The organism is Streptomyces axinellae, from assembly GCF_039532135.1.
Classification (GTDB): Bacteria; Actinomycetota; Actinomycetes; order Streptomycetales; family Streptomycetaceae; genus Streptomyces; species Streptomyces axinellae.
On sequence record NZ_BAAARJ010000019.1, the window covers coordinates 69,605 to 81,768 of the forward strand.

At 71.7% G+C, this 12,164-nt stretch carries 12 protein-coding genes and 1 pseudogene; 9 read left to right on the top strand and 4 right to left on the bottom strand.

Annotated features, from left to right (window positions below; all coding sequences use genetic code 11):
• The first annotated feature begins 61 nt into the window (after positions 1-61).
• On the top strand, positions 62-853 hold the full coding sequence (locus ABD339_RS25840) for a hypothetical protein (protein WP_344569126.1): 792 nt from the start codon (positions 62-64) through the stop codon (positions 851-853).
• Positions 854-960: 107 nt separating this feature from the next.
• On the opposite strand, the gene ABD339_RS25845 is transcribed toward ABD339_RS25840, so the two are convergent.
• Positions 961-1,722: a hypothetical protein gene (locus tag ABD339_RS25845; protein ID WP_344569128.1), complete on the bottom strand. Its 762-nt coding sequence runs from the start codon at positions 1,720-1,722 to the stop codon at positions 961-963.
• 655 nt (positions 1,723-2,377) lie between these two features.
• Between ABD339_RS25845 and alr the strand changes: the two genes are divergently transcribed.
• The 3 genes from alr (at position 2,378) to ABD339_RS25860 (ending at position 5,185) form a co-directional block, all read left to right on the top strand.
• The gene (gene alr / locus ABD339_RS25850; protein WP_344569130.1) at positions 2,378-3,643 is read left to right on the top strand and encodes an alanine racemase; all 1,266 of its coding nucleotides are present in this window, start codon (positions 2,378-2,380) and stop codon (positions 3,641-3,643) included.
• Entirely contained in the window at positions 3,636-4,730 is a 1,095-nt protein-coding gene (locus tag ABD339_RS25855) for a D-alanine--D-alanine ligase family protein (protein ID WP_344569132.1), read from the top strand. Before alr ends, ABD339_RS25855 begins: the two co-directional genes overlap by 8 nt.
• A gap of 113 nt (positions 4,731-4,843) precedes the next feature.
• The gene (locus ABD339_RS25860) at positions 4,844-5,185 is read left to right on the top strand and encodes a hypothetical protein (RefSeq protein ID WP_344569134.1); all 342 of its coding nucleotides are present in this window, start codon (positions 4,844-4,846) and stop codon (positions 5,183-5,185) included.
• Here ABD339_RS25860 and ABD339_RS25865 read toward each other — a convergent pair.
• A complete protein-coding gene (locus tag ABD339_RS25865; protein ID WP_344569135.1) occupies positions 5,163-5,492 on the bottom strand; it encodes a DUF397 domain-containing protein in 330 nt (109 codons plus the stop codon). The genes ABD339_RS25860 and ABD339_RS25865 overlap by 23 nt on opposite strands.
• Positions 5,473-6,323, bottom strand: a pseudogene (locus tag ABD339_RS25870) (helix-turn-helix domain-containing protein). The gene ABD339_RS25865 and the pseudogene ABD339_RS25870 overlap by 20 nt, the downstream one beginning before the upstream one ends.
• A 187-nt stretch (positions 6,324-6,510) precedes the next feature.
• On the opposite strand from ABD339_RS25870, the gene ABD339_RS25875 reads away from it, so the two are divergent.
• From ABD339_RS25875 to ABD339_RS25895, 5 genes are all read left to right on the top strand, one after another.
• The gene (locus tag ABD339_RS25875; RefSeq protein ID WP_344569137.1) at positions 6,511-6,948 is read left to right on the top strand and encodes an ATP-binding protein; all 438 of its coding nucleotides are present in this window, start codon (positions 6,511-6,513) and stop codon (positions 6,946-6,948) included.
• A 149-nt stretch (positions 6,949-7,097) separates the two neighbouring features.
• Positions 7,098-7,532, top strand: a complete 435-nt coding sequence (locus ABD339_RS25880) for a nuclear transport factor 2 family protein (RefSeq protein ID WP_344569138.1) — start codon at positions 7,098-7,100, stop codon at positions 7,530-7,532.
• Positions 7,529-8,413, top strand: coding sequence for an NAD(P)H-binding protein (locus tag ABD339_RS25885; RefSeq protein ID WP_344569139.1), 885 nt, complete (start codon positions 7,529-7,531; stop codon positions 8,411-8,413). The genes ABD339_RS25880 and ABD339_RS25885 overlap by 4 nt, the downstream gene beginning before the upstream one ends.
• A gap of 94 nt (positions 8,414-8,507) precedes the next feature.
• Complete coding sequence (locus tag ABD339_RS25890) at positions 8,508-9,137, top strand: TetR/AcrR family transcriptional regulator (protein ID WP_344569141.1); 630 nt, start codon at positions 8,508-8,510, stop codon at positions 9,135-9,137.
• A 237-nt stretch (positions 9,138-9,374) separates the two neighbouring features.
• Positions 9,375-10,334: a carbohydrate kinase family protein gene (locus tag ABD339_RS25895; RefSeq protein WP_344569143.1), complete on the top strand. Its 960-nt coding sequence runs from the start codon at positions 9,375-9,377 to the stop codon at positions 10,332-10,334.
• Positions 10,335-10,425: 91 nt separating this feature from the next.
• On the opposite strand, the gene ABD339_RS25900 is transcribed toward ABD339_RS25895, so the two are convergent.
• Positions 10,426-12,096, bottom strand: coding sequence for an acyl-CoA dehydrogenase family protein (locus ABD339_RS25900; protein ID WP_344569145.1), 1,671 nt, complete (start codon positions 12,094-12,096; stop codon positions 10,426-10,428).
• Positions 12,097-12,164: the final 68 nt, after the last annotated feature.

A 12,164-nucleotide genomic window follows, 5' to 3' on the forward strand; every position in this document is an offset into this window, starting at 1 on the left:
ACGGCAACAGGTCATGTGTCCGTACGGGGGAGAGGCAGTGCGCATGCGGAACACGCCCAACATGCGAAACACGCGGAACAGCGGGTGGATAGCGGGAGCCTCCATCGGGCTCGCGGTGATGGTGGTCGTGACGGGCTGCGGGGGCGGGCACGGGAAGAAGCCGGCCCGGAAGTCCACACAGACCTCCAGGTCGGCCCACGCGGGTGTCCACAAATCCCGCGGGCTGCACAACTCCCCCACATCTCACAGGTCCCACAAGTCCCGCACCCGGCACACGTCCTCCGCATCGGCGCCGCTGTCCCTCTCCGAGGCGCGCGGCGCGCTCCTGGACGTGGGCGACATGCCCGTCGGCTGGACGAAGAACGAGGAGCATCTGGACGGCCGGTACCACGTGCAGCAGAACCTCTTCGGCATGACGGCGAAGTCCACGTCCTGCCAGTCCTTCATCGACCGGACGAACCGCGCCATCGGCACGCCCCGGCTCGCGGTCGAGCGGACGCTGAAGGAGGGCGGCGGCGCGGGCGAGGTCACCGCGCGCGTGGTCGGCTACCGCAGCGCCAAGTACGCGCGGCGGGCCATGAGCCAGCTGCGGAACGTGCCCGGCGCGTGCCCCGGCGGCGTGGTCAAGGACGGCGTGAAGGTCGCCTTCGCCCCATGGCGGACCGAGCGGGCCGGCAACGAGACGGTGGGGACCAGAATGGGCCTGGGCGGTATGTCCTTCGGCGATGTGCTGGTGCGCGTGGGGGCTGCGACCGTCGAGCTGAACTTCTCCAAGAGCGGGAAAGCCGACACGGCCCTGGTCTCCCAGCTCACCCACAAGGCGGCGGACCGCCTCCGCTCGGCCGCCCGGTAGGCAGTCGGTGTACGGGGCGTATCCGCGCGCGGACATATCCGCGTACGGGACGTCGGCTCGGGTTTTCGCCCGGCGCTGGGCAGCGGAGTGGATACGGCGAGCGCGGGTCAGCCCCTTCGCCGGCCACCGCTCTGCCGGTTGGACGGTCCCGGTCCGGCGTACCCGGGTCCGCCGACCCGCCCGTACGGCGTGGGCCGCTGCCGACTCGGTGCCGCTGCCTGCGCCTGTGTCTGTGTCTGCTGTGTCTGCGCCCGCGCACGTGCCTGGCCTTGTCCGCCCGGCACGGCAGGGCGCCGGATGAGGGGCTTGACGAGGCCACGCCGTTCCAGCTCCGGCCGGTCGATCTGCACCTGCCCTTCGGACAGTTCCCTCAGCGGAAGCTCAGCGCAGTCGCGCAGCGCGGATATCTCAGGCTCGCTGGCGCGGTATTGGGGGTCCCCGGACAGCAGGTCGCGCATCCGTCTCCCGGCCGCAATCTTCTCCACGTACTCGGAGTAAGTCAGTACGGTTCCGGGCGCGTATTTTCCTTCCGGGTTGTCCCGGTGGCGGTACAGGGTGCGGAACGCGGCTGCGTAATCCAGGCCGCGTTCCTCTGCTATTACCTGGCTGGCCAGCATTACCGAATCCCGGCAGATCTTCCGGCAGTTGCTCTGCAGTTCCAGCTCGGCACCTCCCTTCTTCAGCTCCACTGTCTCCAGGACACCCGCTGATGCCAGGTCGCCGGCCGACAGAAGGTGCCTCCCTCGTTTCCCGAGGGCTACGCCGTTCACCGTCACACTTTCACGCGGCATCTTTTTGTAATTCTTCGGGTCTGCGAACCAAATGCGCCACGCGCCCGCGAACTCTTCATCTTTACGGCGCCTGGCCATATACGTTCCCTTACGCTCAGTGAGAGGCATCTGTGTCCGCCCTGTCTACGAACCGCACGACCCGTCGGTTCAGCCGCGGCGGCAACGCGGGGGTTCATCGGGAAAAACGCTGAGTCGGCAGCCTGGCGGGTACCGGCGCCCGCGCCGCGGTTCGGGCGCTCTCACCCAGCGGCAGCGCGCACGCACTGGAAAGACCCGTACGCGGTTCGTAACGGAGGCGGCTGCTGAGTCCGGTGCGGTGGGGTGCGGTAGCGTCGGCGCTCCATGGTCCAGTGCCCCCATCCCGGGCCGAGAGTCCGGGGAGCAGCCCCCGCGAGCCGGTCCGACAGGCCGAGGAGCGGCGCGCGGCTGTGTCCTGCCTCACAGTCCTGCGGCCCGGCGCCGCCGGTGCGGGAGGCGCGGGGCCGCGCGTACGCGTGTGACCGTGCGAACTCGCCGGGTACGCAAGCGCTCTCCGAGGTGAGCGGGTCACAGACTGTGTGCGGGTTTCCGGTCGCAACCGAGGAACTCATACGGTCAGCAGTGCATCTCACGTACCGGGCCACGCAGTCCCCGCCGTTCGAGGGCTGATGTCGCGGGTGTGCCGGGCTCTACGAGCGTCCTCGCGCCGAGGATGGTCTCATATACGTCATACCACCATTTACGAAGGATCTTGATGGCTCTCGACGCGACGCAGATGGCACAGCGCTCCGGTCACCAACCACCGTCAGGGCGGCCGGAGAGTCGCGGACCCACGTACGGGGAGGCGGTCGTGGACCTCGGCGCGATCGCCCACAACGCCTCCGTGCTGGCCGAACGGGCAGACGGCGCGGCGCTGATGGCCGTGGTGAAGGCGGACGCGTTCGGGCACGGTGCCGTGCCGGTGGCCCGTGCGGCGCTGGCACACGGCGCGAGCTGGCTGGGAGTGACCTCCACCGCCGAGGCGCTCCAACTGCGCAGAGCCGGGATCCAGGCGCCCATCCTGAGCTGGATGCACCTGCCGACCGAGGATTTCGCCCCGGCCGTACTGGCCGATGTCGATCTCTCCGCGACCTCCGTCCCCCACCTGGCCGGGGTGGCCTCGGGCGCGGAGCGCGCGGGCCGGACGGCCCGCGTCCATCTGAAGATCGACACCGGACTGAACCGGGGCGGGACCCCGCCGTCCGACTGGCCGGCGCTGGTCGAGGCGGCCCGTGGATACGAGCGGGAAGGGCTGCTGCGGGTCGTCGGCGTGTGGTCCCATCTCGTGCACTCCGACGAGCCGCACCATCCGACCCACCTGGAACAGGTCGAGCGCTTCGAGGCCGCCGTCGCCCGCGCCCGCGAGGCGGGGCTGCGCCCCGAACTGCTGCACATGGCCAACTCCGCAGCGGGCCTCGCCGCACCGGACACGCACTTCGACCTGGTGCGCGCGGGCCTCGGCCTCTACGGAGTGGAGCCGGCACGCGGACAGGACTTCGGGCTGCGCCCGGCCATGACCGTACGCGGCTGGGCCATCATGGCCCGCAGGGTGGAAAGCGGTGAAGGCGTCTCCTACGGGCACACCTACATCACCGAACGCCCGACCGGTCTGCTGCTCGTGCCCCTCGGCTTCGCCGACGGGATTCCGCGGGCGGCTGCCGGGCAGGCCGAGATGTGGGTCGCCGGACAGCGTCGTCCGATGGTCGGCCGTGTCGCCATGGACCAGTGCGTTCTCGACACCGGGGACGCGTCCGTGGACATGGGCGAGGAAGTGGTGGTCTTCGGCCCCGGCGACCGGGGAGAGCCGACCGTCACCGAATGGGCCGAGTGGGCCGGAACCATCCCACATGAGGTACTGACAGGGATCGGCGGACGTGTGACCCGCCGGTATCTGCCGGATCCGTCAGAGGGCACCGACGACCCCGCGTCGAGGCCGCACACCGCAAGTTCCGATGTCAAGGAGGGGGCCGCCCGTGTCTGAGCGTGTAGCCAAGAGCGAGGTCGTCGTTATATTCGGTGGCCGCAGCAGCGAATACGACGTATCCGCCGCGTCCGCCGCATCCGTGGTGACCCACCTGGACCGTGCGCGGTACGAGGTCGTCCCCCTGCGGATCACACCCGAGGGCGAGTGGGCGGTCGGCGACCGCGCGCCGGCCGGCCAGTACAGCGCGCAGGACCTGATCCGGCTGACCCCCGCCCCGGGGGCTCCCGTGCGCCACACCGTCGCCGACGCGCTGCACGCCATGGCCTCGGCGGACGTGGTGCTTCCGGTGCTGCACGGGCCGTACGGGGAGGACGGGCTCCTCCAGGGGTTCCTGGAGACGACCGACATCCCCTACGTCGGCAGCCGCGTGCTCGCCTGTTCGACCGGCATGGACAAAGACGTCACCAAGCGCCTGCTGGCCGCCGCCGGGCTCCCCGTCGCCGCGTCAGTGGTGCTGACGGGCACCGAGAGCTCCGTATCGCCGCAGGACCGTGAACGGCTCGGCCTGCCGGTGTTCGTCAAACCGGCGACGGCGGGCTCCAGCATGGGCGTCAGCAAGGTCGTGGACTGGGACGAACTGCCCAAGGCGATCGCCGTGGCCAGGGAACTCGACACCAAAGTGCTGGTGGAGGAGGCCGTGGTCGGGCGGGAGATCGACGTCGCCCTGCTGGAGTTCCCGGACGGGCAGGTCAAGGCGGGCCCGGCGCTGGAGATTTCCGTGGGCGCCGACCGCACCTTCTTCGACCACACCGCCAAGTACGCGGACCACACCACCCGGTTCGACATCCCCGCGAAACTGGAGGAGGACGACGCGGAGCGGCTGCGTGCGCTGGCACTGAACGTCTTCACGACGCTCGATTGCCGGGGGCTGCTGCGGGTGGACTTCTTCCTGAGAGAGTCCGGCGAACTGGTGGTGAACGAGATCAACACCTTCCCCGGCATGACGGCCGCGTCCCAGTTCCCGCAGGTCTGGCAGGTCGGCGGGCTGGACTACTCCGCGCTCCTGGACGTCCTGATCGAGACGGCGCTCGCCGGCCGTCCGGCCGAGGCCACCGCACCGCCCGTGCCCACCGCGGCGGGCTAGAGCGCGCCGGTACGGTTCGCCGGGCGGGCGGCCCCGCTTCATGCCGCCCGCCCGGCAGCCCGGCACCCTGTTCCCGGTGCCCTGGCGGGGGCGGGGTGGCTAAGCTCCCGGCCATGAACACCACTTGGCACCTTCTCGTCGAACGGCACGAGACCGCTCCGGGCGGCGGGTTCTGGGGCAGCCAGGTGCTGGGCCAGTACGTCGGCACCCGCGAACGGGCGATGGCCCTCCTGGAGGAACGGGCCCGCAACTACGTGCCCGAACACCCCTGGAACCGCGAGCGCACCCAGCTCTACCGGATCACCGACGGCTTCATGAAAGTCACGGAGGGCGTCCGTCACCGCCGTCGTTGGACCTGCCGTTTCGTCCTGGCGGAACTCCTCCACGACGACGGCGCCGGCGGCTTCCCCTTCGTGGCCCCGCCCCCGCCGTCTACTCCGCCCGACGTCCGCTGAGCGTGTCCGCGCACAGCGCGCCGACGAAGTGGGCCCACGGAGCGGCGGAGAACGCGAGCGTGGGCCCTCCGGACGCGGTCTTGGTGTCCCGCACCGGAACGATCCCCTGCGGGGTGTCCGGCCCCTGCGGGGTGCCGACGGCGACCTCTACGCAGTCGCCGCCGGAGCCGTTGCTGCGGGTGCTTTTGCGCCAGTGTGCGGCGCCGGGGAAGTCCTCGCCTACTTCCACGCAGCTTCCGCCGGATCCATTGCTGTAGCTGCTCTTGCGCCAGTGAGCGGCTGCGAAGTCAGTCTGGCTGCTTGCCATTTCGGTAGTCCTCTGCCGCGTCCTGGATCATGGCTAGGGACGCCTTTGGTGGCATCGCGGCGGCCCTGAGCAGCTCGTAAGACCTTCGATAGTCCGCCACGAGGCCCGGATCGTCGATCGTGTCCCCGCTGTGCGGACCTTCCGTGTAGACGAGAGCGGGAGCATCAGGGAACGTCATGATCGTGATCATGCCCATCATGAAGGGGTGGGCCCCCGCGTCCCCCGGGAGAACCTGTGGAACGATGCGACGCCGGCGTGCCAGGTTTGCGATGTGCGCGAGCTGGCAGCCATCTCAGCCGGGCTCAAGATCGGCCGCCGGAGCAGGCTCTCGTGCAGAACGGTCCAGAAGGTCGGCGTCTTCAGGTTGTTCTTGAGGAGTTGGGCTCGGGTCATCCGGGCTTCGACCTTGCCCGCTACTTCGTCTGGTGGTTCCGTCGGATGAGTTGCCCCGACAACAGCTCGGGCGTAAGTCTCAGTCTGCAGCAGGCCCGGGAAGAGTGACGGGCTCCATTCTTCAATGGTCAGGGCCTGTCCCTCCGCCTCCAGGGCCTTCTCGAAATACCGGGCATGCCCCTTCCGCCGTGCGCGCCGCACATCCTCGCAGGCGGGTGAAGAAGCCGTCTGTGTCGAGCTTTTTGTCCACGTGGACGGCCAGGTCGCGGGGCATGCGGCGCTCGCCGCTTCGATTTCGCTGAGGTGGCTGGCGCCGTAGAAGCTGTCCTCGACGAGTTCCAGCCGGGTCAGTCCCGCCTGTTCCCGCTTCCAGCGCAACTCCGCGCCGTAGAAGGTCGGGACTCCCGCTGATCCGTCGATGTCCTTGGGTCCGGGCATGGTTCACCGCCGCACGTTGGTGGTTGTTTCCGTTGGGGGCGGGGCGGTTCCCCGTCTCTCCGCAATTGGTCGTAGCTGATGAGCAGTTCGCTTGCGGGAGCCCGACAGCCGCAACGCTACGCGCTTTCCGGCCATTGTGTGAGGTGTCCGTCACGCAGTGCACAGGAAGGGTGCGGCAAATGAAAGAGTGTGCCTACATGCGCTCGCGAAGCCCTCGGAGGTGGCGGGGGTGCGGCGGCAGGCTGTTGCGCACTGCCGGTGGTGGGGTGCGGCCGATGTCGCCGATCTCGTCGCGCTGTGTGTGAGCGAAGTGCTCACCAACGTCATCGCACACGTGGGGGAGGGATCGCCCGCCACCGTGCGGCTCACCTGGCGGGGCGGCGGGAGCGGAGGCGCGGTACGGCTCGCGGTGACGGATACCGATCCGCGCCCGCTGCCGATGCCCTCGCCCGCCGCGCCGGACGCCGAGTCGGGGCGGGGGCTTGCCCTTGTCGAGGCGTTGAGCCTGCGGTGGGGCGTCGAGCGGCGAGGGCGGGTTCCGTTCGCGAAGACGGTGTGGTGCGAGCTTGCGGCCGTCGCCCCCAGCCCAGCCCCGACGACGAAGAAGAAAACCGTCACCCCCTAAACCGGTGACGAAATCTGCAAAGGGTACGGCGGCTGCGCGGGCTGCCCTGCGAGAGGGCTCCGATTGATAAGCGGACCGACGGTCCGTATGGTGGAGGTATGCGGACCGGTGGTCCGTATAGTCGCCGTCGCACGGAACGGAGCACCTCCATGGCCACGCCTGTCACACCCACCGCCCCCGAGGAGCTGTACCGGCACAGCCTCCGCCTGCTGCTGGACAAGGACATCCCCGCGTGGGTGGAACTCTTCGACGAGCGCGCCGTCATGGAGTTCCCCTTCGCCCCCGAGGGGTGGCCTGCCCGGCTGGAGGGCAAGGCGGAGATCGTCGCGTACATGCGCCACTACCCCGACCGCATCGACCTTCACGACTTCCCGTCCGTCGAGATCCACCGGACTATCGAGCCGGGCACGATCGTGGTCGAGATGCGGGGCGTCGGGCGGCTGGTGGAGACCGGTGGGCCCTTCGACATGACGTACATCGCCGTCGTCACGGTCGCGAACGGGCGGATCGCCTCCTACCGCGACTACTGGAACCCCCTCGCGCTCCGCGAGTCCGCCGCCGGCTTCGCGGGGAGCGAGCGATGAGCGCCGCCGGAACCGCGCGGGGCGCCGGAAGAACGAGCGCCGTCCGCACCACCTTGGTCCTCGGCGCCACCGGCACCACCGGCGGTCGCGTCGCCGCGCGACTGCTCGCCGCGGGGCACGAGGTCAAGGCCGCGAGCCGGAGGGCCACCCCGGCCGAGGGTGCGCGGGCGGTCCGGTTCGACTGGTACGAGCCCGCGACCTTCGCCGACGCCCTCGACGGTGCGGACAGCATCTATCTCGTCGCGCCCGTCGGCGCCCTGGACCCCGCCCCCGTCATGCTGCCGTTCCTGCGGCAGGCGCGCGCGGCGGGCGTGCGCCGGGCCGTGCTGCTCAGCTCCTCCGCGATCCCGGCGGGCGGCCCCGCGATGGGGCAGGTGCACGAGGCGCTGCCGGGGCTGTTCGGGGAGTGGGCGGTGCTGCGGCCGTCGTGGTTCATGCAGAACTTCACCGGCGACCACGCCCACGCCCGCAGCATCCGCGAGGAGGGCCTGCTGTTGTCCGCGACGGAGGACGGCCGGGTCGGCTTCGTGGACGCGGACGACATCGCCGCCGTCGCCGTCCACGCCCTCACCGGGGACCGGGCCCCGAACACCGATCTGGTCCTCACCGGGCCGCAGACGCTGAGCTACGACGACATCGCCGCACTCGTCACCGAGGTCACGGGGCGCCAAGTGACGCACCGCAGGCTGACGTTCGCGCGGCTGCGGGACCGGCTGGCGGCCGAGGTCCCGCCCGACTTCGCCGAGTTGCTGGCCGGAATGGACCGCGCCATCGCCGAGGGCGCCGAGGACCGTACCACCGACACCGTCCAGCGCGTCACCGGCCGGCCCCCGCGCGGCTTCCGCGCCCTCGCCGAGCGCGAGCTGTCCGGCCGCCTGTGAACCCGGCGCCCGTGAGCCGGGCGTACCGGCCTCACCTAGCATGAACCGTTGCCCGCCCTGCCCAGGGCATGCCCGTACGCGGAGGAGGAAGGCCATGGCCCAGCGCAAGGAGCGCGCGGACGCCTTGCGCAACCGGGAGTCCGTACTGGCCGCCGCCGACGCGCTGCTCGCCCGCAGCGACGACCCGCGCGGCGTCTCCATGGACGAGGTGGCCGCCGCGGCGGGCGTCGGCAAGGGCACGCTCTTCCGCCGCTTCGGCGACCGCGCGGGCCTGATCTCCGCCGTGATCGGAGCCCGCCTGGAGCCCCTGCTGGAGCGGGTACGGGAAGCGGACCGCGAAGACCAGGGGGACGGCGAGGGCGACGGGGAGCGCGCGGCCGGTGCGGCCCCGTCGCCACGGCAGCGGGTGCGCTCCCTGCTGGACGCCGTACTGCTCTTCAAGATCGAGAACCGGAGGCTGATGTCGGTCGCCGAGGACGCCGGGATCAGCAGCCCGTACCAGGCCGAGCACTACGTCAGCTGGCACGAGGCCCTGGCCGGGGCGCTGCGCCACGTACCGGGGGTCTCCCACCCGGACTTCACCGCCCACGCCCTGCTGTCCGCCGTCCGCGCCGACCTCGTGACCCACCTCGTGGACGGCCTGGGCACGCCGCCGGACGAACTGCGCGCCGCCCTCGCCGCACAGGTGAACGCGATCCTCGGCCCGGAGGCGGGCGACCGGTAGGCGGCCCAGATGGGAAGCGACCCCGCTGGGGGACGGCCCGACCGGTAAGCGGCCCGACCGGTCGGCGGACCAACCCGCGGGCGGGCGGCCGAAGTCGGCGGTGCGGGCGGCGGGGCCCCCGATGCCGGGACCCGGATGCCGCCCCGCCGTCCGCGTGAGAGAAGCTGCTCCCGCGCTTCCGCGCGCGGCGCCGCCGCAGAGGCCGGAGCGCGACCGAGCCGACAGAGAGGGCCCAGCATGTCCGTACGTCCTATCGCCGTCCTGGGGGAGTGCGTGGCCGACGCTTTCGTCAGCGCGCCGGGCAGCGCGCCCACCGGGGCGCTGGGTCTGGAGGTCTTCCCGGGCGGCGGCCCGGCCAACACGGCTGTGGCACTGGCCCGGCTCGGCGTGCCCACCCGCTTCCTCGGACGGCTGTCCCAGGACGTGTTCGGACGGCTCTTCCGTGCGCACCTCGACGCGTCCGGCGTCGATCTGAGCCGGGCGGTCAAGGCGCCCGAGCCCAGCACGCTCGCGGTGGCCGACCTGGACGAGAGCGGCAGCGCCGACTACTCCTTCCACGCCCAGGGCACCGCCGACTGGCAGTGGCAGGACGCCGAGTTGGCCGCCGCCTCGGCGGGCCCGCTCGCCTGTCTGCACACCGGTTCGCTGGCGCTGGTGCGCGAGCCTGGCGGCGCCGCCGTCGAACGGCTGCTGGGCGAGGTACGGGAGCGCGCCACGGTCTCCGTCGATCCCAACGTCCGCCCCCTGCTGGTCGATCCGGCCGTCTACCGCGAGGCACTGCCCCGCTGGTGCGCCGCCACCGACATCCTGCGGCTCTCCGACGACGACCTGGCCCACCTGCGCCCCGGCGCCGGACCGGAGGAGGCGGCCGACTCCTTTCACGCGGACGGGGCCGGGCTGGTCGTCATCACCCTGGGCGGCGACGGTGTGCTCGCCTCGCTGCACGGGCAGCGGGTGCGCGTCACCGCCCCGCGCACCGAGGTCGTGGACACGGTGGGCGCCGGAGACTCGTTCATGGCCGGCTTCCTCCACGCCCTCCACACGGCGGGCGCGCTGGGCGGACGGCTGGACGCGCTGAGCACCGAACAGGTCGAGGAGGCGCTGACGTTCGGCACACGGGTGGCCGCCGCCGTGGTGGCCGTACGCGGCGCGAACCCTCCGTGGGCCGCCGACCTGGGCCTGCCCACGTCCCGCTGAGCCGCGCCGAGCCGAGCCGGGCCCCGGAGCGCGGGACCCGGCTCGGAACCTGGTGCGGCGGGGCCCGGCATCAGGCGGCCGGAGCCGGCGGTCAGCTCACCGGCAGCGCCCGCTCCACCAGCGTCTTCAGGTGCGCGCCCGAGGGCAGGGTGCCGAAGGCCGTGCCCCAGTCGCCGCCCAGCCGTGAGGCGCAAAACGCGTCGGCGGTCTCCGGCGGCGCGAAGCGCACCAGCAGCGAGCCCTGGAAGACCAGCGCCATCCGCTCCACCAGGCGCCGGGCCCGCGCCTCGATGCCGTCCAGGTCGGACAGCTGCGTGAGCATGTCCTTGACGGCGGCGTCCAGCCGGTGGTCGGCGCCGCGCGCGTGCCCCAGCTCCGTCAAGAAGGCGTTCAGCGACTCGGGCGAGCGCTGGAGGGCCCGCAGCACATCCAGCGCCTGCACATTCCCCGAGCCCTCCCACAGGGAGTTGAGCGGCGACTCGCGCAGCAGCCTGGGCATGCCCGACTCCTCGACGTAGCCGTTGCCGCCCAGGCACTCCAGGGCCTCGCCCGCCAGCGGCACGCAGCGCTTGGTGACCCAGTACTTGGCCGTCGGCACGGCCAGCCGCAGCAGGGCCCGGTCGTGCGCCGCCGCCGTGCCCTCGCCCGCCGCGCTGTCGTAGGCGGCGGCCAGCCGCAGCGCGAGGGTGGTGGCCGCCTCCGACTCCAGTGCCATGTCGGCCAGCACGTTGCGCATCAGCGGCTGCTCGATCAGCACCTTCCCGAACACCGAACGGTGCGCCGCGTGATGGGCGGCCTGCGCCACGGCCTGCCGCATCAGCGCGGCGGAGCCTGTCACACAGTCCAGCCGGGTCGCGGCGACCATCTCGATGATCGTCGCGACGCCGCGGCCTTCCTCGCCGATGCGGCGCGCCCACGTCGTCCCGTCGAACTCGACCTCGCTGGAGGCGTTGGAGCGGTTGCCGAGCTTGTCCTTCAGCCGCTGGATCAAGAAGGTGTTCCGCGTCCCGTCGGGCAGCACGCGCGGCACCAGGAAGCAGGTCAGCCCGCCGGGCGCCTGCGCGAGCACGAGGAAGACATCCGACATCGGCGCCGAGCAGAACCACTTGTGACCCGTCAGCGTGTACTCGCCGCTGCCCGCGCCGTTACCGGTCAGCGGCGCCGCCCGCGTCGTGTTGGCCCGTACGTCGCTGCCGCCCTGCTTCTCCGTCATGCCCATCCCGGCGATGGCGCCCGCCTTGGTGCCCGCCGGGCGGTCCAGGCCGTAGTCGTAGATGTGCGAGCCCAGCAGCGGCTCCCACTCGGCCGCCACGTCGGGCTCCTTGCGCAGCGCGGGCACCGCGGCGTGCGTCATCGACAGCGGGCAGCCGTGCCCCGCCTCGACCTGCGACCACACGTAGAAGGCGGCGCTGCGCCGCAGCTGGCCGTCCGGGCGGGACCACGGGTCGGTCAGCCCCGCCGCGACGCCGCGCTCCATCAGCCGGTGCCAGGAGGGGTGGAAGTCCACCTCGTCGATCCGGTGCCCGTAGCGGTCGTGTGTCCGCAGTACGGGCGGGCACTCGTTGGCCTGTGTGCCCCACTCCTGGGCCTGCGCGGAGCCCGCCGCGCCGCCCAGCTCGGAAAGTTCGGCGCGAGCCTGCTCGGCGCGCTCCGGCGCCACGTGCCGGGCGACTCCCTCCGCCAGGGCCGCGTCGGCGGAGAAGACGTCGTAGTCGGTCAGCGGAGGAGCCTGGTTGGTCACGGTGTGTGTCGAGGCTGGCATGCCAGATACGTTAAGGACGTGCGTGCAGTCGAGGAAACCCCTGAGCAGACCCCCGAACGGGCCCCGGA

Excerpts from the sequence above, each read along its gene's own strand:
- ABD339_RS25840 (WP_344569126.1), top strand. The coding sequence starts at position 62 with ATGCGAAACACGCGGAACAGCGGGTGGATAGCGGGAGCCTCCATCGGG.
- ABD339_RS25845 (WP_344569128.1), bottom strand. The coding sequence starts at position 1,722 with ATGGCCAGGCGCCGTAAAGATGAAGAGTTCGCGGGCGCGTGGCGCATT.
- alr (WP_344569130.1), top strand. The coding sequence starts at position 2,378 with ATGGCTCTCGACGCGACGCAGATGGCACAGCGCTCCGGTCACCAACCA.
- ABD339_RS25860 (WP_344569134.1), top strand. The coding sequence starts at position 4,844 with ATGAACACCACTTGGCACCTTCTCGTCGAACGGCACGAGACCGCTCCG.
- ABD339_RS25865 (WP_344569135.1), bottom strand. The coding sequence starts at position 5,492 with ATGGCAAGCAGCCAGACTGACTTCGCAGCCGCTCACTGGCGCAAGAGC.
- ABD339_RS25880 (WP_344569138.1), top strand. The coding sequence starts at position 7,098 with ATGGCCACGCCTGTCACACCCACCGCCCCCGAGGAGCTGTACCGGCAC.
- ABD339_RS25885 (WP_344569139.1), top strand. The coding sequence starts at position 7,529 with ATGAGCGCCGCCGGAACCGCGCGGGGCGCCGGAAGAACGAGCGCCGTC.
- ABD339_RS25890 (WP_344569141.1), top strand. The coding sequence starts at position 8,508 with ATGGCCCAGCGCAAGGAGCGCGCGGACGCCTTGCGCAACCGGGAGTCC.
- ABD339_RS25895 (WP_344569143.1), top strand. The coding sequence starts at position 9,375 with ATGTCCGTACGTCCTATCGCCGTCCTGGGGGAGTGCGTGGCCGACGCT.
- ABD339_RS25900 (WP_344569145.1), bottom strand. The coding sequence starts at position 12,096 with ATGCCAGCCTCGACACACACCGTGACCAACCAGGCTCCTCCGCTGACC.